Source organism: Pseudomonas sp. OA65 (genome assembly GCF_017498305.1).
Classification (GTDB): Bacteria; Pseudomonadota; Gammaproteobacteria; order Pseudomonadales; family Pseudomonadaceae; genus Aquipseudomonas; species Aquipseudomonas zanjanensis.
The window spans coordinates 115,876-142,718 of record NZ_JAGDEZ010000009.1; the positions used below are offsets into that span (position 1 = coordinate 115,876).

The window sequence follows — 26,843 nt, forward strand, 5'->3', positions numbered from 1 at the left end:
CATAGGCCTCATCGCGAGCAGGCTCGCTCCCACATTGGATATGTGTCTGAACACAATTTTTTGATCGACACACACCCCTGTGGGAGCGAGCCTGCTCGCGATAGCGGTCTAAGCGTCACTACGACATCAAAGCGACCGCGCAATGATCTCCTTCATGATTTCATTGGTCCCGGCATAGATCCGCTGCACCCGTGCATCCGCCCACGCCCGGGCAATCGGGTATTCCCACATGAAGCCGTAGCCGCCGTGCAACTGCACGCACTCGTCGAGCACCTTGCATTGCAGGTCGGTGCCCCAGTACTTGGCCATCGCCGCCGTCGGCACGTCCAGCTTGCCTTGCAGATGCAACTCCAGGCAGCGATCGACGAAGACCCGGCCAATCTGGATTTCGGTGGCCATTTCCGCGAGCTTGAAACGGGTGTTCTGGAAGTCGGCGATGGATTTGCCGAACGCCTTGCGATCCCGGGTGTAGTCCAAGGTCCATTGCAACGCCGCTTCGGCCGAAGCCAGGCCACCGATGGCGACGGTCAGGCGCTCCTGGGGCAGCTCTTGCATCAGATAGGCAAAGCCCATTCCGGCCTGCCCAAGCAGATTTTCCTTCGGCACGCGGACATCCTGGAAGAATAATTCCGACGTGTCCTGGGCCTTCATGCCGACTTTCTCCAGGCGCTTGCCCTTTTCAAAGCCCGGGGTGCCCGCTTCCACCAGGAACAGGCTGGTGCCCTTGGCGCCGGCCTTGGAGTCGGTCTTGGCGACCACAATCACCAGGTCCGCCAGGAAACCATTGGTGATGAATGTCTTCGAGCCGTTGATGACGTATTCATCACCGTCGAGCACCGCCGTGGTCTTCACCCCTTGCAAGTCGGAACCGGCGCCCGGCTCGGTCATGGCGATGGCCGTGACCATTTCGCCAGACACCAGTTTCGGCAGGTACTTGTGTTTCAGCGCTTCGCTGCCGTAATGCAGGATGTACGGCGCGACGATATCGGAATGCAGCGAGAAGCCGATCCCCGTCAGCCCCAAGCGGCCGATCTCCTCGATCACCACGGTGCTATAGAGGAAATCCGCGTCAAGCCCGCCATAGGCCTCTGGCAGGTGCGAGCACAACATGCCCGCCTCCCCCGCCTTGTTCCAGAGTTGACGGTCGACATACCCCTGTTTTTCCCACTGACTGTGGTACGGCACGGCTTCTTTTTCGAGGAAGGTTCGTACGCTGTCGCGAAACAATTCGTGCTCGGGACTGAACAGGGTTCTTGGGATCATGGCGCACCTTTGATTATTGTTGGGCGTGGTTATCCGACAAAGCCTAAGCCTGCGATGTACGACAGGACACTGGACACATCCGACAAAAAATAAGACGATCCAGCCGTCTGTTGACCACTTTCCCCTATAAAAATAAAGATGAATTATGTCTATGCACGCCTCCACGCCCCTGCGGCGCGTCAGCATCCTGGCAGTCGACCGGGTCTTCGCCTCTACCCTCATGCAAGCCAAGGATTTTTTCCACCTGGCCAGCCTGCGCTATGGCAAACAACTGGGGCACGGCCTGACGCCGGCGTTTGAAACCCGGCTGGTCAGCCCCGATGGCAAACCGGTGAACAGTTTCAGCGATGTGATCATGCCGGTGGACGGTGGCCTGGAACATACCGACGTCATCATCCTGCCGGCCTTCTGGGATGATTTCGCCGGCCTCTGCCAACGTTATCCCCAGGTCTTGCCCTGGCTGCGCGAACAACACGCTCGCGGCGCAGTACTCTGCGGCGAAGCCACCGGGGTGTTCTGGCTGGCCGAGGCCGGGCTGCTCGACGGCAAGGAAGCCACCACTTACTGGCGCTTCTTCAATGCCTTCAAGGAGCGCTTCCCCCAGGTGCACCTGAACCAGGACAAGCACCTGACCGACGCCGACAACCTGTTTTGCGCTGGCGGCACCACATCTGCCTGCGACCTCTACATCTATCTCATTGAGCGTTTCTGCGGTGCCAACGTGGCCCAGGCCGTGGCGCGGGACATCCTGTATGAAGTGCAACGCAGCTATTCGCCAGGACGGATCGGCTTCGGCGGGCAGAAGCTCCACCAGGACGTGATCATCCTGCAGATCCAGCAATGGCTCGAAGAGCACTTCGCCGATAAATTCCGCTTCGAAGACGTTGCCCGGGAGCACGGCATGAGCATCCGCAACTTCATGCGCCGCTTCCAGACCGCCACGGGCGACAAACCGCTGCATTACCTGCAACGGCTACGGATCGAAACCGCCAAGGGTCTGCTCTCCGGCAGCCGCAAAAGCATCAAGACCATCAGCTACGAAGTCGGCTACGACGACGCGAGCTTTTTCGCACGACTGTTCCGGCAACATACCGACCTGTCGCCGAACCAGTATCGGCAGCAGTTTCAGCAGGCGGCGTAGGCCAGAGCTGCATACGGCCCAATGTGGGAGCGAGCCTGCTCGCGAAAGCGGTGTGTCAGCTTGCATCTGCGCTGGACATGCCGCCCCCTTCGCGAGCAGGCTCGCTCCCACAGGGTCCGGTGGGGAATCAATAAATAAAAAGGCCTGCAATCGCAGGCCTTTTTTTTTGCTCCGAACGCCCTACGGCTTATGCGCCCGCGCCAGGAATTCGTGGGATTGCATTTCCAACAAGCGACTCAGGGTCCGCTGGAATTCGAAGGTCAAGCGACCGCCGGTGTAGAGGTCCTTGAGTTCGACTTCGGCCGAAATGATCAGCTTCACGTTCCGGTCGTAGAACTCGTCGACCATGTTGATGAAGCGACGGGCGATGTCGTCGGTGGTGACGCTCATCTGCTCGACGCCGCTGAGCAACACGGCGTGGAAGATCTTGCCCAGTTCGATGTAGTCGTTCTGGCTGCGTGGGCCATCGCACAGTTCGCGGAAGTCGAACCAGGCGACGTCGTCGCAGGTGCGAATGGCGCGGATCTTGCGATTTTCGATGATCAGCTCGTCGTTTTCCACCGCTTGGGTGCATTCCGGCGTCAGGGCGCGGAAGCTCTTGCGCAGGCTTTCTTCGGCGGCGGCATCCAGCGGGAAGTGGAACAGCTCCGCTTGTTCAAGGTGACGCAGGCGGTAGTCGACGCCGCTGTCGACGTTGACGATTTCGGTGTGTTCCTTGATCAGCGCGATGGCCGGCAGGAACCGCGCCCGTTGCAGACCGTCCTTGTACAGGCCGTCCGGCACGATGTTCGAGGTGGCGACCAGGGTCACGCCATTCTTGAACAGCTCTTCCATCAAGGTGCCGAGGATCATGGCGTCGGTGATGTCGGAAACGAAGAACTCATCGAAGCAGATCACCCGGGTCTCGTCGGAAAAACGCTTGGCGATGATGGTCAGCGGGTTCTTCTCGCCCCCCAGGGTCTTCATTTCCTCGTGCACGCGCTTCATGAAGCGGTGGAAGTGCGTCCGTGTCTTTTCCTTGAACGGCAGCGCTTCGAAGAAGGTGTCCACCAGGTAGGTCTTGCCACGGCCCACGCCGCCCCAGAAGTACAGGCCCTTGACCGGTGCCTGGTCTTTTTTGCCGAACAGTTTGCCCAACAGGCCCGGCTTGTTGTTCGAAGCCGCGACCAGGTCGTCATACAGGCGCTGCAAATGCCGCACCGCCGTTTCCTGGGCTGCGTCGTGGAAGAACTCCGGGCGTTTCAGATCAGCTTGATATCGTTCTAGGGGCGTCATATTCGTTAGCAAGGCAACAAAAACGGGCCGTCACTGTAGCGATGGCCCAGAAGAATGGCAATCGGCCCTTATTCGGGCCGATGGTCGGGTGACGCGCCGGAATCAGTCCTGGGCAGGCGTCAGGGCGATGCGTAGCGCATCGACGGCGGCATCCCGCGCGGCGTTGTCGGCGAACGTCGGGCTGTTCGCCACGCATTCACCGTCGAGCCAGACGCTGAAACACAGCTCGTCGCTGCGTACGTCCAAGGGTTGGCCGGACTGCAATTGCTTGGTCACCTGTCCGGCAGTCTTGCCGTCGGCAAAATTGTTCGAGAGCAACAGTTGCTCGCCATCGGCAGAAAGCAGGCGGAAGCGGAAACTGCCGTCATCCTCACGGAAGCTGACGAAACGTGCCGCCTTGGCCGCTTTCTTTTTGGTCTGGGTGGCCACCTGGACCTGGCTGACGAAGGACCGCAAGCCAACGGCTTCGCGCAGTTCGTTGAGGAACGGCGTTGCCACGGCCCGGGCCTTGCTCGCGCCCAGTTGCAGGATGTCTTCAAGGTCCGACGGACGCTCGATGAACTGGTGATAACGTTCGCGCGCTTCACCCAGCTCGTTGTCGAGCAATTGGAACAGGCGGTTCTTCGCTTCGCCCCAACCCAGGCCTTGCAGCAGTTCGCTGCGGAACTCGGCGGACTGTTCGGCAGTGGCGAAGGCCTGGAACAGGGTGAACAGGTGCGAATTGTCCGGATCCTTGGCTTCGCCCGGGGCGCGGGAGTCGGTAACGATCCGCGAGATCGCGTCCTTCATGTCCTTGGCGCTGCTGAACAACGGGATGGTGTTGTCGTAGCTCTTGGACATCTTGCGGCCATCGAGGCCCGGCAGTGTCGCGACGCTTTCTTCGATCAGCGCCTCGGGCATGGTGAAAAACTCCTTGCCCTGGCCGAACAGGTGATTGAAGCGCTGGCCAATGTCCCGGGCCATCTCAACGTGCTGGATCTGGTCGCGACCGACCGGCACCTTGTGGGCGTTGAACATCAGGATGTCGGCGGCCATGAGGATCGGGTAGCTGTAGAGGCCCATGGTGACGCCGGCGTCCGGGTCTTCGCCGGCCTCGACGTTCTTGTCCACCGAGGCCTTGTAGGCGTGGGCGCGGTTGAGCAGGCCCTTGGCGGCGACGCAGGTCAGCAACCAGGTCAGTTCCGGGATCTCGGGAATGTCGGACTGGCGATAGAACGTCACGCGGTCCACGTCCAGGCCGCCGGCCAGCCAGGTGGCGGCGATTTCCAGGCGCGAACGCTGGATACGCAGCGGGTCATCGCACTTGATCAGGGCGTGGTAGTCGGCCAGGAAGTAGAACGAATCGGCGTTGCTGTCGCGGCTGGCGAGGATCGCCGGACGGATGGCGCCGGCATAGTTGCCCAGGTGCGGGGTGCCGGTGGTGGTGATGCCGGTCAGGATACGGGTACGCGTCGTCATGGGTTATCGCTTGTCAGACTGCTGTCAATTCGAGAGGCGCGGCAGGATCAGATCCTTGAGATCGGTCAGCTTGCCATGAAAAAAGTGTCCGCATTCTGCCACTTTCAGCAGCTCATGGGGACGCTGAAGCGTGTCGGACCATGCGTAAACCAGCTGCGGATCGACCACTTCGTCGGTTTCCGGCTGGATCACGGTCAATTCGCCACCGGTCGGCAAGGGCGACTGATCATCCAGGCGCATCACCGCCGGGGCCACCATGAACAGGTGCTTGACCGGTTGTCCCTGGGCTTCCAGGCGCCCGCCCAGGCTGGCGGCGACAAATCCACCAAAGGAAAAACCGAACAGGGTCAGCGGCAATTGCGGGTATTGTTCCCGCAGCCATTGGGCGACCGCCTGGGCGTCGTCCACTTCGCCGGTGCCCATGTCATGCGTGCCGGCACTGGCGCCCACGCCACGATAATTGAAACGCAACGTAACCAGCCCGGCATCCCGGGCGGTGCGTTGCAGGGTCGAGACCACTTTATTGAGCATGGTCCCACCCTGCACCGGGTTCGGGTGGCAGATCAGCGCCAGGCCACGGGGGGCCTCGTTGTCCAGGTACAAGGCTTCCAGTTGGCCCACGGGGCCATCGATGACTACAGGGGTTTCGCGCATAAGCAAGGGAAAGAACTCCGTGACCCCGAATAGGGTCGACTCGTCTAGCTAAAAGTCTGTGCCTGGCATGATTGCGATGTTCTTCGCGGTATACAGCGCAGGTCCGAGCCGTTAACGTAAAGCAAAGCCGTTTATAGAGGAAGGACTCGTGGAACACTCGCTCTTAGTTTGGTTGTTGCCGACTCTTGCCCTGGTTGCCGGTGTCGCCATTGGATTCCTGCTTGCCCGACTGCTGCCCAACGCGGTGCCCAACAGCACCCAACGTCAGCTGGACGACATTCAGGAACGCTTCGACAGTTATCAGAATGAAGTGGTCACCCACTTCAACAGCACCGCGTCCCTAGTGAAAAAACTCACCCAGAGCTACCAGGAAGTCCAGGATCATCTGTCCGAGGGTGCCAATCGCCTGGCCCTGGACGAGCAGACTCGCCAACGCCTGCTGGCCGCCCTGCAAGCCGATTCGGCACAGACGCCACGGGAACGCCTGACCCCGCCCAAAGGGATCCAGGAACCGCCACGGGACTACGCCCCCAAGGCCCCGAATTCGCCGGGCATGCTCGATGAGCATTACGGTTTGAAGAAGTAATTTCCAAGCGACACCCAAAAGCCCGCCCGATCCTATGATCAGGCGGGCTTTTTATTGGTTCCAATTCCCTATTTCAATTTGATCCCCCGTGGCGAGGGAGCTTGCTCCCGCTGGGCTGCGGAGCAGCCCTATAGCAGCGAACTCGATTTTCCTGCACACCGAGTTGCCTGGTTTTGGGGCCGCTTCGCGGCCCAGCGGGAGCAAGCTCCCTCGCCACAGGATATTGGCGTCCTGAAAAATTATTTACTCAATGCAAACCAACACTTCCTCCGCCACCTGATCGATAGCATCTTTGGTGATGTCGACGATCAGGTCCGCATCCTCGCGGGTCAGGATCAGCGGTGGGGCGAAGCCCAGGATGTCGCCGTGGGGCATGGCGCGGGCGATCATGCCGCGTTCCAGGCAGGCAGCCGAGACCTTGGGGCCGACCTTGAGCGCCGGGTCGAACGCCGTGCGCTGTTCGCGGTCGGCCATGAATTCTACCGCCGCCAGCATGCCGTCCCCGCGCACCTCACCCACCAGCGGATGACCTTCGAGGGTTTCACGCAGGCGACGATTGAGGTAGCCACCCACCTCCTCGGCGTTGGCCGTGAGGTTTTCCCGTTCGAGAATGTCGAGGTTGGCCAGCGCCGCCGCCGCACAGATCGGGTGCCCTGAATAAGTCCAGCCATGGCCCATGGCCCCTTCGGCCTGGGAGGCCTTTTCAATCACGCTCCAGACCTTTTCCCCGATGATCACCGCCGACAACGGTGCATAGGCGCTGGTCAGGCCTTTGGCGGTGGTGATCAGGTCTGGCTTCATGCCGTAGCGCTGGCTGCCCATTTTCGAACCCAGGCGGCCGAACGCGCAGACCACTTCATCGGCAATCAGCAGCACGTCGTATTTCTTCAACACGGCCTGGATCGCAGCCCAATAACCAGCGGGAGGAACGATGATGCCGCCGGTGCCCATCAGCGGTTCACCGATGAACGCCGCCACGGTGTCAGGGCCTTCGGCAAGAATCATCTTCTCCAGCTCATCGGCGCAATAGCGCACGAATGCCGCTTCGTCCATCCCCGCCGGGGCCTTGCGATACCAGTGCGGGCACACGGTGTGCTTGACCCCTGCCACCGGCAGGTCGAAATGCTGGTGAAAGGTCGCCAGCCCCGTCAGGCTGCCGGTCATGATGCCCGAGCCATGGTAACCACGGTCGCGGGAGATGATTTTTTTCTTCAGCGGCCGGCCCAGTACGTTGTTGTAGTAGCGCACCAACTTGACCTGGGTCTCGTTGGCATCGGAGCCGGACAGCCCGTAATAGACCTTCTTCATCCCTTCCGGCGCCCAGTCCATGATGCGGCTGGACAGCTCGATGATCGCCTCGCTCGAATGGCCGACGTAGGTGTGGTAGTAGGCCAGTTCCTTGGCCTGCTTATAAATGGCGTCAGCCACCTCCGTGCGGCCGTAGCCGATGTTCACGCAGTAGAGCCCGGCAAAGGCGTCGATGAACTCACGGCCCTCATGGTCGCGAATGCGAACGCCTGACGCACTCTTGATGATCCGGCCCTTGAGGGCACCGCTGGCGTGGTCGTGGGCGTGGGTCGAGGGGTGCATGAAATGCGCACGGTCTTGTTCGAACAGCGTGTTGAGTTCTTGGCTCATGCGGACTCTCCTGGGAACTGGCCTTGATGGTGCAGGCAAAAATATTTGGTTTCGACAAAGGGCTCGAAGCCCTCGCTGCCACCCTCGCGACCGAGGCCGGAGGCTTTCATGCCACCGAAGGGGATTGGGTGGCCGGTGAACTTGACGCCGTTGACCGCGACCATGGCGTGGTCGAGACGGCGAATCAGCGGATAAATGACGTCCAGGCGGTTGGAACAAATATAGGCCGCGAGCCCGTATTCAGTGTCGTTGGCCATTTCGATGGCTTCGTCCAGGGTGTCGAACGGCATCACCCCGGCAATGGGCGCGAAGTTTTCTTCACGGTAGATGCGCATCTGCGGCGTGACGTCGGCCAGCACCGTCGGTTGATAGAACAACCCGCCCAAGGCATGGGCCTCGCCCCCCACCAGGCGCTGAGCGCCAAGGGCCAGGGCATCGGTGACACGATCAGCGGTCGCATCGAACGCCGCCTGGTGCATCAACGGCCCGACCTCCACGTCCTGTTCCTGTTGATCGACCATGGCCGGCCCGACGCGCAAGGCACGCACTGCCGCGGCGAAACGACTGAGAAACGCCTGGTACACAGGACGCTGCACCAGGATCCGGTTGGCCGCGCAGCAATCCTGGCCCGATGTCTGGAATTTCGCCTCCACGGCGACTTTCACCGCCAGCGTCAGGTCGACATCGGCGCAGACAATGAACGGCGCATTGCCGCCCAGTTCCAACGCGACTTTTTTCACGTCATGGGCCGCCGCTTGCAACACCAGTTTGCCGACCCGGGTCGAGCCAGTGAAACTCACCGAGCGTACACGACGGTCCTTGACCAGGGTTTCCATGGCCATTTGCGGCTCGCCCAAGACCACGTTGAAGACCCCGGCAGGAAAGCCTGCCTCCTCGGCCAGTTGCGCCAGGGCCAACGCGGAGTACGGCGTTTCGTGGGCTGGCTTGATCACCACCGTGCAGCCGGTGGCCAGGGCGGCGGCGGCCTTGCGGGTGATCATCGCCGAAGGGAAATTCCAGGGCGTGAGCAGCGCGCAGACGCCCACCGGCTCCTTGATGGTGCCCAGGTGCGCATTCGGGATATGGCTGGGAATGTTCTGGCCGTACAGGCGCCGTGCTTCCTCGGCGAACCACGGGATGAAGCTGGCGGCATAGGCGATTTCGCCACGGGACTCGGCCAACGGCTTGCCCTGCTCCAGGCTGAGGATACGCGCAAGGTCTTCGCTGTGTTCGGTGATCAACGCTGCCCAGCGGCGCAGGATCGCGCCGCGAGTTTCCAGGCTCTGCTCGCGCCACGCCGGGAAGGCGCGATGCGCCGCGTCCACTGCCGCGACGATCTGTGGCTGATCGAGCATCGGCACATGGCCGATGACGGTACGGGTGGCAGGGTTGTGCACCGCGATGCTCTGGCCACTGTCGCTGTGGACCCAATGGCCGTCAATGTAACAAAGCGCCTTGAACAGCAGTGGATGTTGATAAAGCATGACGTTCACTCCAGACCGTTTGCGTGAGTCCATGCTAGGGCAGCAATGCTTGGGTTATCGGGTGTTTACGCGGGGTCAGACCTTGGTTTTTTTCTGGAAAAGACCTACGCAGAAGTGTTTTCTGCGGTGCTCAGGAAGATAACGCCAACTCCGCCGGCAATGCCCCGGCGGTCTTGATGGTCTTGGTGACGATGTAGGTGAAGTAGCGTTCGATGCCGAGGTCTTCGAGCAGCAGTTGGTCGACGAAACGCTGATAGGCATCGACGTCCGGCGCCTGGATCATAGCCAGGTAATCCACCCCGCCCCCGGTGGCGTAACAGAACGCCACTTCGGGCACGGCAATCATGCGTTGCTCGAAACGGCGCATGTCCTGGGCGGTGTGTCGGGCCAGGGTGATCTCCACCAGCACCTGCTGGCGCTTGAATACCGCGCCCCAATCGATCTGCGCCCGGTAGCCGATGATCAGACCCGCCGCTTCCAGCTTGCGCACCCGCTCCCAGGCCGGGGTCACCGACAGGTTGATGGCCTCGGCCAGGCTCGACTTGGTGATTCGCCCGTCCTCGGCGAGGATCTGCAGGATCTTGAGGTCGTAGCGATCGAGCTTGTGCATGGGGCCGGGCTCCGGGTGGTTAAAAAACTCAGACTCAACGCAGGCCTTTGTGGGAGCGGGCTTGCTCGCGAAGAGGCCATCAAACTCAACATATCCGTTGCATGTCACACCGCCTTCGCGAGCAAGCCCGCTCCCACATTTATCTGTGGCGGATCACCAACCTGCAATCACCGTAAATCCCTGTGGGAGCGAGCCTGCTCGCGATGAGGCCATTACATTCAGCACCTCTATCATCTGTTATACCGCCATCGCGAGCAGGCTCGCTCCCACAGGTTTTATATGTACACAGGAAATTTGTGGCTGGCTGTTATCAAGCCAACACATCCGCAATCACCACCAACGTATCGCCACACTGCACCAGCCCGGGAAAGTGCCGGGCCGCCAGCAGGCCGCTGCGGGCGGCGCGGTATTCGACCGGGGCGACACCGCTGCGGGTAGTGTCATGGATACGCGCCACCACCTCACCCTGGGTGACGTTTTCACCAAGATCACGGCACATTTCCAGCAAACCGTTGTGTTCGCTGGCAATGAAACAACTGGCGTCCGGCATGTCGAGCACCAGCGACGGCTGCAACTCGATCGAGCCCCGCAGGATGCCGGCGTGGATCAGCAGGTTGCGCACCCCACGCTCGGCAATCGCCACGCTGCGGGCGGTCGACGAACCGCCGCCACCCAACTCGGTGGTGACGAACACCTTGCCCTGGGATTCGGCCGCCGTGTCGTACATCGACCCGGCGTCCAATTCCAGCATGCGCATGCAATAGGGCGCGTTGAACGCCAGCATCCCGGCCTCGCAGCGGGCCTGCTGCTGTTTGTCCGGCAACACGTGGCAGGCGGCGAACGGCAGGAAATCCAGGGTTCGGCCGCCGGAATGAATGTCGAGGACAATGTCGGCCAAGGGCAACAAGGTGCGATTGAAATAGTCGGCGATTTTCTCGGTGACGGTGCCGTCCGGCCTGCCGGGGAAACTGCGGTTCAGGTTGCCCTTGTCGATGGGCGATGTCCGGCGCCCGGCATGGAAGGCCGGGGTGTTCATGAACGGCACGATGATCACCCGTCCGCTGATTTCATCGGCGGTCAATTGCTGGGCCAGTTTGCTCAGGGCCACCGGGCCTTCGTATTCATCGCCGTGGTTGCCACCACTGAGCAGCGCCGTCGGGCCGCTGCCGCGCTGGATTACGGTGATGGGAATCATCACCGCGCCCCAGGCCGAATCGTCCCGCGAATACGGCAGCTTGAGAAAGCCGTGCTGCACGCCCTCGCGGCTGAAATCGACCGTGGCGCTGATGGGATTGTTGGGCAAGTCGGGCATGGCTCAATCCTTCACGAACAGTTGACGAGGCACGTTGCACAGCGTCTCGACGCCGGTCTCGGTGATCAGGATGCTTTCGGTGATTTCCAGGCCCCAATCGTCCATCCACAGCCCCGGCATGAAGTGGAAGGTCATGCCCGGTTGCAACACGCTGTTGTCGCCAGGGCGCAGGCTCATGGTGCGCTCGCCCCAATCCGGCGGATAACTGATGCCGATGGGATAGCCGCAACGGCTGTCCTTGTGGATGCCGAATTTCTCCAGCACCTTGAAAAACGCCACGGCGATGTCGCCGGTGGTATTGCCCGGCTTGGCCGCGTCCAGGCCGGCGGCGATGCCCTCAACCACGGCCTTTTCGCCGTCGAGGAAATGTCGGGGCGGCTTGCCCAGGTAAATCGTCCGCGACAACGGGCAGTGGTAACGCTTGTAGCAACCGGCGATTTCAAAGAACGTGCCGGCGCCCTGTTCGAACGGCGAATCGTCCCAGGTCAGGTGCGGCGCGCTGGCGTCGGCGCCGGTGGGCAACAGCGGCACGATGGCCGGGTAGTCGCCGCCATGACCATCGGCACCGAGAATGCCACTGCTGTAGATCTCGGCCACCAGTTCGTTCTTGCGCATGCCCGGTTCGATCCGTTCGAGGATCCGGCTGTGCATGTTCTCGACGATGCGCGCGGCGATGCGCATGTAGGCGATTTCCTGGGGCGACTTGACCGCGCGCTGCCAGTTCACCAGGCCCACCGCGTCTACCAGCGTCGCGTCGGGCAAGTGCTTTTGCAGCGACAGGTACGCGGCGGCGCTGAAGTAATAGTTGTCCATCTCCACGCCGATGCTCAGCGCCCCCCAGCCACGAGCGATGATCACCTCGCGGGACAGGTAGTCCATGGGGTGGCGCTCGCGGGACTGCACGTAGATGTCCGGGTAGCCGACGATGTTGTCGGCCTGCATGAACACCGTGCGCTTGGCACCGTTGGCATCCTGGCCGCGGCCGAACCACACGGGCTCGCCCTCCAGCGCCAGCAGCACGCACTGGTGCACATAAAACGACCAACCGTCATAGCCGGTGAGCCAAGCCATGTTCGACGGATCGGTGACCAGCAGCAGCTCCAGGCCCTGGGCCTGCATGGCCGCGCGAACCTTCGCCAGGCGCTGGGCGTATTCCTCCCGTTCAAACGGAAGATTGACGACGATCTCTGACATCCACCTGCCCTCTGTTCAATAACTCATGAAGAAAATGATCTAGCGACCGAACGCAAAGCCCTTGCCCGCCGCCCTCGCCCGCTCGAACGCCAGGTTGGCAATGGCGGTGTCCTGGGCGCCGGTGCCGGTCAGGTCGCAAAGCGTCACTTGCGCCTCATCGGCGCGCCCCAGCCGTTGCCCCGCCAGCACCCGCCCCAGCTCCGTCAATGCCAAGTCATCGCGCACGGTGCCCGCCGCCAGGGCGTGGTGCAGTTCGCCGAGCACGCGGGTCTGGCTCAGGCGATCGGCGACATAGCAATCGACGGCCGCCAAGGCTTGCGGGGAAATTTCGTTCTTGTGTTCCGCGTCCGAGCCCATCGCGGTGATGTGTAGGCCAGGGTGCAAATGGCGGGCTTCGATCAGCGGCTCGCGACTGGGGGTGCAGGTGATGGCGATGTCCACGCCTTCCAGGGCATCGTCAATGGAGGTGCATGGCGTGACGGCCAGTCCGCTGTCACGCGCCAAGTCTTGGCTGAACGCCTTGGCCTTTTGTACATCCCGCGCCCAGACCCGCACCTCGTCGATGGGCCGCACCAGGCGCAGCGCCTGAAGCTGCAACGCCGCCTGTTCGCCGGCACCGACCAGCGCGACGCTGCGGCTGTCCTCGCGAGACAGGCACCGCGCCGCCACGGCACCGGCGGCGGCGGTGCGCACGGCGGTGAGGTAGCCATTGTCCAGCAACAGCGCCTCCAGCAAACCGGTGCGTGCCGAGAGCAGCATCATCATGCCGTTAAGGCTGGGCAGACCAAGCTTGGGGTTATCGAAAAAACCCGGGCTTATCTTGATGGCGAAGCGTTCCAGGCCCGGCAGGTAAGCGGTCTTCACATCCACTTCGCCGTTGTGCTCGGGGATGTCCAATCGCAGGATCGGTGGCATCGCCACGGCGGCGGTGGCCAACAGCACGAAAGCCTGCTCGATGGCATCGATGCTGGCCAGGTCGAGGGCCACGCAACTGCGCACGTCGGCCTCGCTCAATAGGGTGACTTCACTCATGACAGACTCCGTTATCGGGTTATCAAGCGTTGGCGCCAGCGATCACGCGGGCATGTTGTTCGATGTCGACGTTGCGCCCGCTGACCACCAGGACGATGGGGCCGCGCGGCTCGACCAGGCCGTCGAGCAGCGCCGCGATGCCCACCACGGCGGCGCCTTCGAGCACCAGGCGTTCGTGGTGATAGGCGTGGCGGATGGCATTGGCGATGGAGGCTTCCGAGAGCAGGTGCAAGTCATCACGCAGTTGCCGCGTCATGGCGAAGGTGTAGCGGTTGTCCAGGCCGATGCCGCCCCCGAGGGAGTCGGCCAGGGTCGGCAGTTCTTCGACGTCTACGGGTTTCCCGGCTGCGAGGCTGGCGTGCATCGCCGCACCGCGAGCCATGCTGATGCCGTGGACCTGGATCGTGGGGTTGGCACTTTTGAGGGCCTGGGCGACCCCGGCGAACAGGCCGCCACCGGACAATGGCACCAGCACTTGGGCCACCTCCGGTTGCTGCTCGAGGATCTCCAGGCCGAGGGTGCCCTGGCCGGCGATGATCGCCGGGTGATCGAAGGGCGGTAAAAACGTCGCGCCCTGCTCCCGGGCAATGCGCTCGGCTTCGCGTTGGGCGTCGTCCTGGGACTGGCCGACGATGCACACTTCGGCGCCCAAATCGCGAATCGCCTGCACCTTGTTGGCCGGTACCAGGTTCGACAGGCAGACAATCGCCCGGACGCCTTGTTGCGAGGCCGCATGGGCCAATGCCCGGCCATGGTTGCCGGTCGACGCGGTGACCACGCCCTGGGCCTTCTGTTCGGGACTGAGTTGCGCGACGGCATTGCTCGCCCCGCGCAATTTGAAGCTGCCGGTGATTTGCAGGGCTTCCAGCTTGAGAGATACGGGCACGCCCATCAACCGTGACAGGCTCGGGGAATGCTCCATGGGCGTGCGCCGCACCTGCGACTCGATGCGCTGGCGGGCGAGGTAAATGTCCTGAAGCTGCAACCCTGTCATGACGGCGTCCCGAGCGGATGTGTTGGGCGCAGTCTAAGAGGGCTGGATTGTGGCGATGAATGTACTAGGGCAATTTACTTTGCATTCAGTGTCGGCTGAAAGATCGACAAATTCAGCATGACCCACCTATCCCTGTGGCGAGGGAGCTTGCTCCCGCTGGGCTGCGCAGCAGCCCCAAATCCAGTCAACCAGATGTATCTGAAGACAGTTAACTGTTTTTACGACTGCTTCGCAGCCGAGCGGGAGCAAGCTCCCTCGCCACAAAAGCACATGCAACTTTGGAGAAAGCCCACTGTTTGCCTATCAAAAATCATGAATCTGCGGGTACTGGTTGAAGATCTCGCGCATGCCGATCAGTGCATGGCGCATTTCCTCGTCGCTGCATTCGGCGCCGACACACACTCGCACCGCACGGGGCCGGGGAGTGCCGCGCACGGTGAACGGGTCGGGCGACGTGACGGCGATGTGTTTGTGCCGTAGCGCACGTACCAGGCTGTCCACTTCCCAGTGGGGCGGAATGCCGATCCAGGCGTTCAAGGCATGGGGATGCTGGGCCAACACATGTTCGCCCATGTATTCGGTGATCAGCGCCTGGCGCCCGGCCAGCAATTGGCGCTGCAACTGCACCAGCGACTCGGCGCGGCCATCGCGAATCCAGCGGGTGGCGATCTCCGAAACCATCGGCGTGGCCATCCAACTGTTCACCCGCAGGATGCTCTCGGTACGCAACGCCAAGCGCTTGGGCACCACCAGATAGCCAATCCGCAACCCCGTCAGCACCGACTTGGTCATGCTCGTGCAATAGAACGACAGCTCCGGCAGGTAATGACTGATGGGCGGCGCGCGACGCTCGTCCAGCAGCGGACCGTACACATCGTCTTCAATGATATGCACACCGAAGCGCCGGGCGATCTCGGCGATTTCCCGGCGCCGGGCGTCGGGCATCAGGCTGGTGGTGGGGTTGTTCAGGTTCGGCGTGCACACCAGCGCGGTGATGCGCTCGTTGCTGCACATGTCTTCGAAATGCTCGGGGTCGATGCCATAGCGGTCCATCTCCAGGCCCTTGAGGGTGAAGCCCAGCACCTGGGAATTGCCGATCACGCCGTGATCGGTCAGCCCTTCGCAGAGCACCACATCGTCGGGCCCCGCCAGCGAAGCGAGGGCCAGGAAAATCCCATGGGCCGCGCCGTTGGTGATCAGCACATCGTTACGGTCGACTTTCAGCCCTTGCCGGCCAATCCACTGCGCCGCCGCTTCGCGATGGGATTCGAAACCGGCGATGGGGCGAAACGCATGGATCCACGGCTGATCTTCTTCAGTGCTCAGCGCCGCGCAGGTATCCCGCCAGGCCTGGTCATGCTCGCGAGTGTGGAGGATGCGAGTGATGGAAAAATCCACCAGCGCCCGTTCGGGGCTGTCGAGAATGTAAGTCGCCACCCGGTCGCTCATGCGCCGCGAGACAAAACTGCCGCGCCCCACTTCGCAACGGACCAGCCCTTGGCGCTCCAGCTCCTTGTAAGCGTTGGTGACGGTCTGCACGCTGATGCCCATGGCGTCGGCCACTTGCCGTTGCGGCGGCAGGCGCTGGTCATTGGCCAGGCTGCCCTGTTCGATATCGTCGGCAATGGCCTGCACCAGAATCTTGTATTTGGATTCACCACTGCGGGCGAGGTCCAAGGCTGACTTCCACTTATCCATAACGGCTGCAACCGGCGTGTGTAGGGGTGCGCACAGCATTGCGCGGCCCTCGCGGCAAAGCAATTGTCCTAGTGCAATACAATCGATGCCGGGGCTTTTGTATGCTCGGTCCAAGGTCGTCCTCCAGGCGGGTTCATTACCCCGACAAAAAGCCGGATCGACCTGTACCGGCGCCCTTACCGATTCCAGGCCCCGCCCGGATCCGCCGCTGTACGCTTTGCTCTTGTCACACTGCCTCCTAACACAGAACCGTCCGCTGACGGATCCACAAGAAACAGGAGATTTTATCGATGAGCAATTTTCTTCCCGGCACCTGCGCGCCCTTGCGTCGGCTCTTGTTGACCTGTGCCGTACTGGGCCTGGCCAGCAGCGTTCAAGCGGCCACCCTGGACACCGTCAAAAGCAACAGCAGCATCCGGATCGGCTACGCCAACGAAACCCCGTTCGCCTTCACCGAAACCGACGGCACCGTCACTGGCGAATCGCCGGAGATCGCCAAGATCATCTTCGCCAAGATGGGCATCAAGCAGGTCAACGGCGTGCTCACCGAATGGGGCTCGCTGATTCCTGGCCTGCGCGCAGGTCGCTTCGACGTGATTGCTGCCGGCATGTACATCACCCCGGCGCGCTGCAAACAAGTGTTGTTCACCGATCCGCAGTATCAATTGCCCGACGCGTTGCTCGTGGCCAAGGGCAACCCGAAAAAACTCCACAGCTATGAAGACATCGCCAAGCAACCGGACGTCAAGCTGGCCATCATGGCCGGCACGGTGAACCTGGCCTATGCCCGCGACTCCGGGGTCAAGGACGATCAGATCCTCCAGGTCCCCGACACCACCGCGCAGTTGCAAGCCGTGCGCGCCGGTCGTGCCGACGCGGCCGTCGGCACCCAACTGACCATGAAGGGCCTGGCCAGCAAGGGTGGCGATAAAGTAGAGGCGATGACCGAATTCAAGGACGACCCGTCCCACATCGGCTACGGCGCGCTGGCCTTCCGACCCGAGGACAAAGACCTGCGCGACGCGGTCAATGCCGAGCTGAAGAAGTGGCTGGGTTCGGAGGAACACCTCAAGGCCGTCGCGCCATTCGGTTTCGACAAATCCAACGTCACCAGCAAGACCGCGGCCGAGCTTTGCGCTCAGCCCTAATGGCACGCCGAAACAGGCATGACGCGCAGGCGTGATGCCTGTTCCCTGCTTCATCGGACATCGGGTTGAACCATGGGCGAATTACTTCCGTTATTGATTCAAGGGGCCTGGGTCACGCTCCAGGTGACCTTCTTTGGCTCGCTGCTGGCGATTGTCGCTGCGGTGCTCGCAGCCCTCGGGCGGCTGTCGCCGTGGCGCGCGTTGCGCTGGTTTTCGATTACCTACATCGAAGTGTTCCGAGGCACGTCGCTGCTGGTGCAGTTGTTCTGGCTGTTTTTCGTACTGCCACTGCCGCCCTTCAATATCGAGCTGAGCCCCTACGCCGTGGCCATCGTCGGCCTGGGCTTGCACATTGGCGCCTACGGTGCGGAAGTGATGCGCGGCGCCATCAGCTCGGTCGCCAAGGGCCAATACGAAGCCTGCACGGCACTGAATTTCAGCGGCTTCACCCGCTTCAAGCGAATCATCCTGCCCCAGGCATTGCTGGCGGCGATTCCACCGGGCACCAACCTGTTGATCGAGTTGCTGAAGAACACCTCGCTGGTGTCGCTGATCACCTTGTCCGACCTGAGTTTCAGGGCGCGCCAGTTGGATCAGGCGACGTTCCAGACCCTGGAGATATTCAGCCTGGCGCTGGTGCTGTATTTCATCCTCGCCCAAGCCATCAACTTCGGTATGCGCAACGTCGAGCGACGGCTGAGCCGGGGCCGGATGCGTGGAGGTCTGTCATGACGCTGTTCGACTGGTCCTACGCCGCACAGATCCTCCCGGACCTGCTGCGCGCCTCCCTCAATACCGTGGGCATTACCCTGATCGGTTTCCTGATCGCGATCGTGCTGGGGCTGTTCCTGGCGATTGGCCGGCGCAGTCGCAGGTTCTGGCTGTCGTGGCCGGCCACGGCGGTGATCGAGTTCATCCGCAGCACGCCGTTGCTGATCCAGGTGTATTTCCTCTACTACGTGCTGCCCAACTACGGCTTGAGCCTGACGGCCATGCAAGTCGGCATCCTCGGCATCGGCCTGCACTACGCCTGCTACATCGCCGAGGTCTACCGCAGCGGGCTCGACGCGGTGCCGCGGGCGCAGTGGGAAGCGGTGACGGCGTTGAACATCGCGCCGTACGACGCCTACCGCAACATCATCCTGCCCCAGGCGCTGCGCCCGATCGTGCCGCCCCTGGGCAATTACCTGGTGGCGATGCTCAAGGACACGCCGGTGCTGTCGGCGATCACCGTGGTGGAAATCATGCAGCAGGCCAAGAACATCGGTTCCGAGCATTTCCGTTATCTGGAACCGATCACCCTGGTCGGCCTGTTCTTCCTCGCCCTGAGCCTCGCCTTGGCCTATCTGGTACGGCGCCTTGAAACGCGCATGGAGCTACGCTAATGACTTTACCCCTGTCCACGCCCACCGATTTGTCCCGGCGCAGCACGCTGGCGTCGCAGCAGGAGGCCCCGGCCATGCAGATTCCGACACCGTCCCGGCCGATTGTGAGTTTCCAGGACGTGACCAAAAGCTACGGCAGCTTCACTGTACTCGACCATCTGAACCTGGATGTCGCGCCCGGTGAAAAAGTCGCGATCATCGGCCCGAGCGGCTCGGGCAAGTCCACGCTGCTGCGGGTGCTGATGACCCTGGAAGGCATCGACCAGGGCCAGATCCGCGTCGAGGATGACTCCCTGACCCACATGCCCAATCGCAACGGCGTGCTGGTGCCGGCCAACGACCGACACATCCGCCGGGTGCGCGGCAAGATCGGCATGGTGTTCCAGAGCTTCAACCTGTTCCCCCACATGACTGCGCTGCAAAACGTTATCGAAGCGCCGGTGCAGGTGCTGGGCATGAACCCGAAAGAGGCCCGGGAACGCGCCGCCGACCTGCTGGAATTGGTGGGCCTGGGCAACAAGCTCGACCATTACCCATCGCAGTTGTCCGGCGGCCAGCAACAACGGGTGGCGATTGCCCGGGCCCTGGCGATGCGGCCCAAGGTAATGTTGTTCGACGAAGTGACCTCGGCCCTCGACCCGGAGCTGTGCGGCGAGGTGCTGAACGTGATTCGCAAACTGGGGGCCGAACACAACCTGACCATGCTGATGGTGACCCACCAAATGGGGTTTGCGCGGGAGTTCGCTGATCGGGTGTGCTTCTTCTACAAAGGACAGATCCATGAACAAGGCACGCCGGAGCAGATTTTCGAGAATCCGCAGCAGGAGCGCACGTGTGCGTTCTTGAGCGCGGTGAAAGAGGCTAACTAACCCCTAACCCATGACTCAAGTGAACACCTTTGTGGCGAGGGAGCTTGCTCCCGCTGGACCGGTCCGACGCTTCGGGCGCAGGAGGCCCCAAATCAGCGAACGCGGTGTCCCAGGAGAATCAAGGCGAATGATCTCAGGACTGCTTCGCAGCCCAGCGGGAGCAAGCTCCCTCGCCACAAAAGCCCAAACGCTGGTCGCAAAAAAAAAGGGGACCCATTTCCGGGGGCCCCCTTTCATTTACCGCCCAGCGATCAAGGATACTGCTGGTAAGTCTGGCCCTGCTGCTGCTGCGGCGCCTGGTACTGCTGCCCAGGAATCGCCTTGAGATTAACCTCGACCCGACGGTTTTGCGCGCGGCCATTGACGTCGGCGTTGCTCGCCACCGGGTTGTCCGGGCCGGCGCCACGGGCCGACAGGTTGGCACCGCTCACACCCTGGGATGTCAGGTAGGTCGCCACGCTCTGGGCGCGTCGCTGGGACAGGTCCATGTTGTGCTGGCGGCTGCCGGTGCTGTCGGTGTAACCGACAATCTCGATCTGGTTCTGGTTGAACTCCTTGAGGGAGTTGGCCAGGTTGTTCAGCGGCTGGTAGAAGCTGGACGCGATGTTCGCCGAGTCGGTGGCGAAAGTGATGTTGCCCGGCATGATCAGCTTGATCTGGTCGCCCTGGCGCTGCACTTCAACACCGGTATTGGCCATGCTGGCGCGCAGCTTCTTTTCCTGCTGGTCGGCATAGTAGCCATAGCCGGCCGCGGAAGCCCCCACCACCGCCGCGCCGATCAATGCGCCCTTGCCGCGGTTATCGTGACCGATGGCCGCACCGGCCAGCGCCCCCGCCAGTGCACCGAGGCCGCCGTACTTGGCGGTTTTGCTCATGCCCGACGAATCGGTAGAGGCCTGGCCCTGGTTGTCATAGGGGTTAGGCGACGCACAGCCGGACAACAAAGCTACGGCAGTAGCGACAACGATCAAGCGACGCGAGGTGAACATGAAGATGCTCCTGGGTTTTCAGTCTGAATGCCAAAGTGTAGGCAATCGACTCTGGCAGGCGTTGGAACGCGGCAATCGTTAAAAATTCCGTCCCGCTGCGTTGCGCTTCGCCCGGCTCACCGATAAAAACCGTCAACCGGGCGAACGCCCCTCAAGCCTGCGCCAGACAGCGGCTCACGCCCCTGACAATCATCTCCACTTCGCGCCCATCGATGGTCAGCGGCGGCAGCAGGCGAATGGTCTGGCCCCGGGTGACATTGATCAGCAGGCCGTGGTCCCGGGCGGCGCGCAGGGTCAGGTCGCGGATCGGTTGCTTGAGTTCGATGCCGATCATCAAGCCCTGGCCGCGAATCGCCAATACGTTCGGGTTGTCCGCCAGTTCGGTCCGCAGTCGACTCAGCAACTGTTCGCCTTGATGCCTGGCGTTCTCCACCAGCGCTTGTTCCTCGATGATGTCCAGCACCGTGCAGCCGACCCGACAGGCCAATGGATTACCACCGAACGTACTGCCATGACTGCCTGGGGTAAACAGCTCGGCGGCCTTGCCCCGGGCCAGGCAGGCACCGATGGGCACGCCGTTGCCCAGGCCTTTGGCCAGGGTCATGACGTCCGGCACGATGCCCTCGTGCTGGAACGCGAACCATTGGCCGGTACGGCCGATGCCGGTCTGGATCTCATCGAGCATCAACAGCCAGGCACGCCGGCTGCACAGCTGCCGCAAGGCCTTGAGATAACCCGGCGGGGCGAGTTGCACGCCGCTTTCGCCTTGGATCGGCTCCACCAGCACCGCGACGATGCGCTCGGCATGAGCCTGCTGGATCTGCTCCAGCGCCGCGAGATCGCCGAACGGCACCTTGATGAAATCCCCCGGCAACCGGTTGTAGCCCAGCCGCACGGACGGGCCGTCACTGGCGGACATCGTGCCCAAGGTGCGCCCATGGAACGCATTGTCCATGACCACCACCAACGGCTGCTCGATGCCCTTGTGCCAGCCGTAGAGGCGCGCCAGTTTCAGCGCAGTTTCGTTGGCCTCAGCGCCCGAGTTGTTGAAAAACGCCCGCTCCAGCCCGGACAGCCGGGTGAGTTTTTGCGCCAGGCGCCGCTGCCAATCGATGCTGTACAGGTTGGAGGTGTGCAACAGCAAGCCGGCCTGCTCGCTGATGGCGGCCACCAGCCGCGGGTGGGAGTGGCCGACATTGGTCACCGCCACGCCCGCCACCGCATCGAGGTATTCGCGACCGTCCTGGTCCCACAGGCGCGTCCCCAAACCATGGGTGAAACTCAGCGCCAGGGGTTGGTAAGTGGTCATCAGGCAGGCAGCGGTCATGGCATCAAGCTCCATCAGGGTGGTTTTTTCCAGTATGGTTAGCCACCAAGGCTGGATAAACGTCGCTTTACTTCAATCATTTAAAAGCTGAGCTTGATAATGGATTTGTTCCAGGCAATGACCGTTTACGTGAAGGTGGTGGAAACCGGAAGCCTGACGGCGGCGGCCCAGGCGTGCGAAATGTCTACGACAATGGTGGGCAATCATCTTCGCGCACTGGAGCAACGTCTCGGCGTGCGCCTGATCAACCGTACGACTCGGCGCCAGCGCCTGACTGAGTTCGGCTCGGCCTATTACCAGCGCTGCCTGGAAGTGCTGGGGCTGGTGGCCGATTCCGAGCGCCTGGCCGAACAGACCCAAGGCGAGCCCACCGGCACCCTGCGCATCACCGCGCCGCTGACCTTCGGCACCGAACGCCTCGCGCCGGCCCTGGCCGAATTCAGCCAGCGCTTCGCCCAGGTCAAACTCGACGTGGTACTGACCAACCAGCGCCTGGACCTGCTTGACCATGGCTTCGATGTCGCCATTCGCCTCGGCCATCCCGACCCGAAACTGATTGCCCGTCCGTTGGTGGACTACACCCTGACCATTTGTGCCTCCCCTGCTTACCTGGCGCGCAAAGGCACGCCGCAAAAGCCCGACGATCTGCAACATCATGATTGCCTGTCGTTTGCCTATTCAGCTGGTGACGAATGGCGCTTCGCCCAGGAGCACTGGCCAATCAACGGTCCGGAAGGGGAAATCAAAGTCCCGGTGACCGGGCCGATGCTGATCAACAGCTCCTCGGGCCTGCACCGCGCCGCCCTGGCCGGAATGGGCGTGGTGATGCTGCCCGACGCGTTGGTGGCAAAGGATCTACAGGAAGGGGATCTGGTGGCGCTGCTGCAGGATTATCAACTGCCCCATCGGCCAATGAGCCTGATGTACGCCCAGGATCGCTACCGTTTGCCGAAGCTGCGCAGTTTTGTCCAGTTTGCGCTGGAGAAATGGGGCAAACCCCAAACCCAAGCCGAATGATGATGTAGGAGCTGACGAGCGAAGCGAGGCTGCGATCTTTTCCCAGGCGCTTGAATCCCAAGCGAAAGATCAAAAGATCGCAGCCTTCGGCAGCTCCTACAGGGCATCGCTCCGGCTAGTGACCCCGCGCCCCATCGGCTACTCTTCACCCCTGGAGAGCATTTTGATATCAGGGCTGATTGAGGGAACAACGATGGACGACGCCTCGAAGATCGATTTGCTGCGGTTCGATTTGTCCGATCTGGACGAAAGCGTGCTGCACACCATCATGGAGCTGGTCAGCGACGGCATCTGGGACTGGAACGCCAATACCGGGTTCGTCTATCGCAACCCCGGCTGGTACACCATGCTCGGCTATACGCCCCATTCCCTGAGCAATACCGTGCTGACCTGGGAGAGCGTGATCCATCCAGAGGATTATCCCCAGGTGATGGCCCTGTTCGACGATTACCTGGAACAACGATCGCCGAAATACCAAGCCGAATACCGATGCCGGGCCCATGACGGCTCCTATATCTGGATCGAAGACCGCGGTTACGTCATTGCTCGCAACCCCGACGGCAGCGTCGCTCGAATGATCGGCGCCCATCGCAGTATCGATGACAAGAAGCGCCTGTTCGAACAACTCGAACGGCGCAACCAATCCCTGGAAGCGATCATCGAAGAACGCACACGCGAGCTGTCCAGGGTCAACCATCAGTTGCAAATCCAGCTCGACGAGAACCGCAGGTTGGCCGAAACCGATGCCCTGACACGGGTCGCCAACCGCTATCGCCTGGAGCAGGCGCTGCCACTGGCCTGTGAGCGTGCCCAGCGCTTTCGCGAATCGTTGTCGCTGATCGCCATGGACGTCGATGATTTCAAGGATATCAACGATCAATACGGCCATGCCTTTGGCGACGCAGCGCTGGTGCAAGTGGTGCAGAGCGTCCAGCGCTGCGAGCGCGACGGCGATTTGCTGGTGCGCTGGGGCGGTGACGAATTCATCATGATCTTGCCCAACACTACCTTGGCCGATGCCCGCCTGTTGGCGGAAAGCATTCGCCGAGGCTTGTCCGACCTGCTGCCGGTGGGCGACTTCCAGATCACCATGAGTTTCGGCGTGGTGCAGCGCTTGGAGGATGAACAGCACTCGGCGTTGCTGCATCGGGCGGACCAGGCGCTGTATCGCTCCAAAATGGCCGGCAAGAATGTGATTTGTGAATGAGCGGTAGCCCAGGCCCACGATAAAAAAGAATGCTGACAAGGGGGGTTAGCAGCGGTCATAGGCTGTATCCGTTGCCACCAGGCCTTCGCCCTTGCCGACTCGACTTCCCTCCTCCTCACGCCTTTACCTGGGCTGCGCCGGCTGGTCGCTGCCCCGCGAGCATTGGCCGGCCTTCGCCGTCGAGGGCACGCATTTGCAGCGCTACAGCAGCCGATTCCCCGCCGTGGAAATCAACAGTTCGTTCTATCGTCCGCACCGCCCCGCCACGTATGCAAAGTGGGCCGACAGCGTTGCCGGGGATTTTCGTTTTTCGGTCAAGGTACCCAAGCAGATCACCCATGAACGGCGGCTGATCGATTGCGAAGGGCTTGTGGATGCGTTCCTCGGGCAATGTTCACAACTGGGCGAAAAGCTTGGCTGCCTGTTGATTCAGTTGCCTCCGTCGCTGGCCTTCGATGCGACCGTGGCCGAAGCATTCTTCAAGACCTTGCGGGACCGTTACCAAGGCCATGCCGTGCTTGAGCCGCGGCATCCGAGCTGGCTGGTGCCCCAGGCCGCAGCGATCCTGCTGGACGAGCGCATCGGCCGTGTCGCCGCCGATCCGTCGCCGTTGCCCGGCGGCGATCGACCCGCAGGCTGGCCCGGCATTCGCTACTACCGCTTGCACGGTTCGCCACGGATTTACTACTCGGCTTACGAAGACGCCTGGCTGGAGCGCCTCGCCCGCGCCTTGAAAGCCGACCCCGCCACACCGACCTGGTGCATCTTTGACAACACCGCCAGTGGCGCCGCGACCGCCGATGCATTGCGATTGATGGACCTGATGCACGACTGAAACGCGCCAGCCACAACAAATGGTCGGTTACTGCCGCTCCGACCGTGACAACACCGCCCGCGTCCAATAGATTAGGCGGCCGGAAAAAAGCTCAATGCCTTTCTCGCCTCATCCCGCTAACAGAAGTAGTGAAATTTCAATGTCCGATTCCAACACCGCTGAATCCGTAGCCACCCTGTCGTCCAAAGCGGAATACGAAAACTCCATCAATCTTTCACAGCATCTGCCCCAGGCCAAAACCATCAGCGAAATGGTCCTCGATGCGTTCCAGTCGAACCGCGAAAGCGACCAGATCCGCGAACTGCGCAACGCTATCCGCCAGGCCCACGATGCCTTCGACGACGACAAGGCCTACGAACTGATGGGCCAGCTCAAACAACTCAAGGACGCCGAAGCCGCCGATTTCGCGGCCCTGGAAGACCTGAGCAGCCGCTTCCCGATCAGCCGCATTCTTTCCAGCTACAAGGACGACCCGTCGTTCCAGGAGCTGGTCTACGGCCTGGCCCTGAAAGTGCTGAACCAGACCCACCAGGCCATCAGCAACCCAAGCGGCAGCAAGGGCAAGGCCTCGCGGCCCAAGAAGGAAGCCGAAGTGTTTGTTATCAGCAAGGACGGCATCAGCGTCACCCTGCCGCTGCGCACGCCGCGCTCGAAGCCGAACGTCGACCGCGAAGCCTTCGAGTTCCTGGGCTTCAACTTCGTCGGCGAAGGCGACGAGGCCGAGCTGGAAAGCGAAACCTTCCTGGACAATGACGGCACTGAACAACCGGTTACCCGCAAGAGCATCGTCACCGCGCTGCAACAGCAGAAAGCGTTCGACGGCTACAGCATCGCCCAGCAATAAAGCCCGGGTTGAGCCTTCCTTTGTGGGAGCGGGCTTGCTCGCGAATGCGCCCGGTCAGTCAACTTCAACTTAACTGACCCACCGCTTTCGCGAGCAAGCCCGCTCCCACAGGAACTTCGTCAGCCGAAATAACACCCAAGAAAAAGCCCCGCACTTCTCTCGAAGGCGGGGCTTTCCCATGGCTATGAGCGGATCAAACAGCACCAAGCCGCTCGACCATATCCGGAAACTTCTCGACCAATTTGATCAACAAAGCCGCCTGGGCATTAGGCTTGGACTTTTCCTGCTCCCAGTTTCTCAGGGTACCTGGGCTGGTCCTGATGCTCTTGGCGAAGACGGCTTGGGACATATGAAGCCTGTCGCGCAAAGCTACGATTTCCTGGGCTGACACCTCGGGAACCGGCTTGTCTTCAATAGAAATCTGGCGAAGGGTAATCTTGCCCTCGCGGTGAGCGGCCATCTCCTCGACGCCTTGCATCATCTCGGCAAACAGATCGCGCTTTTTCATAAGGTACCTCGTACTTTCAACTCAGCTTCTATGGCGCGCTTGAGCATCTTCTCTTGCTCGGAGGTCAGGTTTTCCAGATCGTCCTTGTCATAAATCGCAAACATCCAGAACTGACGATCATGCCTCAACCAATAATAAATGACCCGCAGGCCACCTCGCTTCCCTTTGCCACGACGTTCATCGAACCAACGCAGCTTACGGAAGCCACCGGTACGTGGCATGACGTCACCGGCCTCTGGATGCTGCTGCATATAGAACTGAAGCAGGCGATATTCATCATCGGTCAGGTAATGGCCAACCGTGGCAGTGAACGTAGTCGTTTCAAAAAATAAGGTTCGCATGGCAGAAACTATAGGCAAATCGCGTATAGATCAA

26 protein-coding genes are annotated in these 26,843 nt (G+C 61.6%); 10 read left to right on the top strand and 16 right to left on the bottom strand.

The features are described from left to right. Nucleotides 1–126 precede the first annotated feature (126 nt). Nucleotides 127–1,263 (bottom strand): acyl-CoA dehydrogenase family protein, encoded by a 1,137-nt coding sequence (locus J3361_RS10310; protein ID WP_207964319.1) that lies wholly within the window; start codon nt 1,261–1,263, stop codon nt 127–129. A gap of 244 nt (nt 1,264–1,507) precedes the next feature. Between J3361_RS10310 and J3361_RS10315 the strand changes: the two genes are divergently transcribed. Beyond that, nucleotides 1,508–2,404: a GlxA family transcriptional regulator gene (locus J3361_RS10315; RefSeq protein ID WP_207964457.1), complete on the top strand. Its 897-nt coding sequence runs from the start codon at nt 1,508–1,510 to the stop codon at nt 2,402–2,404. A 180-nt stretch (nt 2,405–2,584) separates the two neighbouring features. Here the strand turns inward: J3361_RS10315 and zapE are convergent, their stop codons facing one another. The 3 genes from zapE to J3361_RS10330 all read right to left on the bottom strand — a co-directional run bounded on the left by zapE (nt 2,585) and on the right by J3361_RS10330 (nt 5,791). Next, the gene (zapE, locus tag J3361_RS10320; RefSeq protein WP_186705116.1) at nt 2,585–3,679 is read right to left on the bottom strand and encodes a cell division protein ZapE; all 1,095 of its coding nucleotides are present in this window, start codon (nt 3,677–3,679) and stop codon (nt 2,585–2,587) included. Between the two features lie 102 nt (nt 3,680–3,781). Then, a complete protein-coding gene (locus tag J3361_RS10325; RefSeq protein WP_207964321.1) occupies nt 3,782–5,137 on the bottom strand; it encodes a tryptophan--tRNA ligase in 1,356 nt (451 codons plus the stop codon). A gap of 24 nt (nt 5,138–5,161) precedes the next feature. After that, the gene (locus J3361_RS10330) at nt 5,162–5,791 is read right to left on the bottom strand and encodes an alpha/beta fold hydrolase (protein ID WP_207964459.1); all 630 of its coding nucleotides are present in this window, start codon (nt 5,789–5,791) and stop codon (nt 5,162–5,164) included. A gap of 148 nt (nt 5,792–5,939) precedes the next feature. Between J3361_RS10330 and J3361_RS10335 the strand changes: the two genes are divergently transcribed. Continuing rightward, entirely contained in the window at nt 5,940–6,377 is a 438-nt protein-coding gene (locus J3361_RS10335; RefSeq protein WP_053124999.1) for a DUF1043 family protein, read from the top strand. Nucleotides 6,378–6,620: 243 nt separating this feature from the next. Here the strand turns inward: J3361_RS10335 and J3361_RS10340 are convergent, their stop codons facing one another. From J3361_RS10340 to J3361_RS10375, 8 genes are all read right to left on the bottom strand, one after another. Next, the gene (locus J3361_RS10340) at nt 6,621–8,015 is read right to left on the bottom strand and encodes an aspartate aminotransferase family protein (protein ID WP_207964323.1); all 1,395 of its coding nucleotides are present in this window, start codon (nt 8,013–8,015) and stop codon (nt 6,621–6,623) included. Next, nucleotides 8,012–9,499, bottom strand: a complete 1,488-nt coding sequence (locus J3361_RS10345) for an NAD-dependent succinate-semialdehyde dehydrogenase (protein WP_207964325.1) — start codon at nt 9,497–9,499, stop codon at nt 8,012–8,014. The genes J3361_RS10340 and J3361_RS10345 overlap by 4 nt, the downstream gene beginning before the upstream one ends. Before the next feature lie 130 nt (nt 9,500–9,629). After that, nucleotides 9,630–10,109 carry an Lrp/AsnC family transcriptional regulator gene (locus J3361_RS10350; RefSeq protein WP_207964327.1) on the bottom strand — a complete coding sequence of 160 codons (480 nt, stop codon included), beginning with the start codon at nt 10,107–10,109 and terminating at the stop codon, nt 9,630–9,632. Between the two features lie 310 nt (nt 10,110–10,419). After that, on the bottom strand, nt 10,420–11,421 hold the full coding sequence (doeB, locus tag J3361_RS10355; protein ID WP_207964329.1) for a N(2)-acetyl-L-2,4-diaminobutanoate deacetylase DoeB: 1,002 nt from the start codon (nt 11,419–11,421) through the stop codon (nt 10,420–10,422). 3 nt (nt 11,422–11,424) lie between these two features. Continuing rightward, nucleotides 11,425–12,615 carry an ectoine hydrolase DoeA gene (gene doeA, locus J3361_RS10360; protein ID WP_207964330.1) on the bottom strand — a complete coding sequence of 397 codons (1,191 nt, stop codon included), beginning with the start codon at nt 12,613–12,615 and terminating at the stop codon, nt 11,425–11,427. Nucleotides 12,616–12,654: 39 nt separating this feature from the next. Further along, a complete protein-coding gene (locus J3361_RS10365; protein WP_207964332.1) occupies nt 12,655–13,647 on the bottom strand; it encodes a cyclodeaminase in 993 nt (330 codons plus the stop codon). 22 nt (nt 13,648–13,669) lie between these two features. Next, complete coding sequence (gene eutB / locus J3361_RS10370; protein WP_207964334.1) at nt 13,670–14,641, bottom strand: hydroxyectoine utilization dehydratase EutB; 972 nt, start codon at nt 14,639–14,641, stop codon at nt 13,670–13,672. 303 nt (nt 14,642–14,944) lie between these two features. Continuing rightward, nucleotides 14,945–16,339: a PLP-dependent aminotransferase family protein gene (locus tag J3361_RS10375; RefSeq protein WP_207964336.1), complete on the bottom strand. Its 1,395-nt coding sequence runs from the start codon at nt 16,337–16,339 to the stop codon at nt 14,945–14,947. A gap of 290 nt (nt 16,340–16,629) precedes the next feature. Between J3361_RS10375 and ehuB the strand changes: the two genes are divergently transcribed. The 4 genes from ehuB (at nt 16,630) to ehuA (ending at nt 19,741) form a co-directional block, all read left to right on the top strand. Further along, nucleotides 16,630–17,487 carry an ectoine/hydroxyectoine ABC transporter substrate-binding protein EhuB gene (gene ehuB, locus J3361_RS10380; protein ID WP_207964338.1) on the top strand — a complete coding sequence of 286 codons (858 nt, stop codon included), beginning with the start codon at nt 16,630–16,632 and terminating at the stop codon, nt 17,485–17,487. Between the two features lie 72 nt (nt 17,488–17,559). Next, a complete protein-coding gene (ehuC, locus tag J3361_RS10385; RefSeq protein ID WP_207964340.1) occupies nt 17,560–18,219 on the top strand; it encodes an ectoine/hydroxyectoine ABC transporter permease subunit EhuC in 660 nt (219 codons plus the stop codon). Next, nucleotides 18,216–18,872, top strand: a complete 657-nt coding sequence (ehuD, locus tag J3361_RS10390) for an ectoine/hydroxyectoine ABC transporter permease subunit EhuD (protein ID WP_039591587.1) — start codon at nt 18,216–18,218, stop codon at nt 18,870–18,872. Before ehuC ends, ehuD begins: the two co-directional genes overlap by 4 nt. A gap of 74 nt (nt 18,873–18,946) precedes the next feature. Further along, nucleotides 18,947–19,741, top strand: a complete 795-nt coding sequence (gene ehuA, locus J3361_RS10395) for an ectoine/hydroxyectoine ABC transporter ATP-binding protein EhuA (RefSeq protein WP_243458831.1) — start codon at nt 18,947–18,949, stop codon at nt 19,739–19,741. 251 nt (nt 19,742–19,992) lie between these two features. Here the strand turns inward: ehuA and J3361_RS10400 are convergent, their stop codons facing one another. Beyond that, entirely contained in the window at nt 19,993–20,730 is a 738-nt protein-coding gene (locus tag J3361_RS10400) for an OmpA family protein (protein ID WP_207964342.1), read from the bottom strand. 151 nt (nt 20,731–20,881) lie between these two features. Continuing rightward, the gene (locus J3361_RS10405) at nt 20,882–22,057 is read right to left on the bottom strand and encodes an aspartate aminotransferase family protein (RefSeq protein WP_207964343.1); all 1,176 of its coding nucleotides are present in this window, start codon (nt 22,055–22,057) and stop codon (nt 20,882–20,884) included. A gap of 99 nt (nt 22,058–22,156) precedes the next feature. On the opposite strand from J3361_RS10405, the gene J3361_RS10410 reads away from it, so the two are divergent. The 4 genes from J3361_RS10410 to J3361_RS10425 all read left to right on the top strand — a co-directional run bounded on the left by J3361_RS10410 (nt 22,157) and on the right by J3361_RS10425 (nt 25,960). Continuing rightward, nucleotides 22,157–23,074: a LysR family transcriptional regulator gene (locus tag J3361_RS10410; RefSeq protein WP_207964345.1), complete on the top strand. Its 918-nt coding sequence runs from the start codon at nt 22,157–22,159 to the stop codon at nt 23,072–23,074. A 193-nt stretch (nt 23,075–23,267) separates the two neighbouring features. Beyond that, complete coding sequence (locus tag J3361_RS10415) at nt 23,268–24,281, top strand: sensor domain-containing diguanylate cyclase (protein ID WP_207964347.1); 1,014 nt, start codon at nt 23,268–23,270, stop codon at nt 24,279–24,281. Between the two features lie 91 nt (nt 24,282–24,372). Further along, complete coding sequence (locus J3361_RS10420) at nt 24,373–25,116, top strand: DUF72 domain-containing protein (RefSeq protein WP_207964349.1); 744 nt, start codon at nt 24,373–24,375, stop codon at nt 25,114–25,116. Between the two features lie 139 nt (nt 25,117–25,255). Further along, nucleotides 25,256–25,960, top strand: a complete 705-nt coding sequence (locus J3361_RS10425; RefSeq protein ID WP_207964351.1) for a hypothetical protein — start codon at nt 25,256–25,258, stop codon at nt 25,958–25,960. 193 nt (nt 25,961–26,153) lie between these two features. On the opposite strand, the gene J3361_RS10430 is transcribed toward J3361_RS10425, so the two are convergent. Further along, nucleotides 26,154–26,468 (bottom strand): helix-turn-helix domain-containing protein, encoded by a 315-nt coding sequence (locus J3361_RS10430; protein WP_030139928.1) that lies wholly within the window; start codon nt 26,466–26,468, stop codon nt 26,154–26,156. Further along, nucleotides 26,465–26,809, bottom strand: coding sequence for a toxin (locus J3361_RS10435; protein WP_207964353.1), 345 nt, complete (start codon nt 26,807–26,809; stop codon nt 26,465–26,467). The genes J3361_RS10430 and J3361_RS10435 overlap by 4 nt, the downstream gene beginning before the upstream one ends. Nucleotides 26,810–26,843 lie beyond the last annotated feature (34 nt).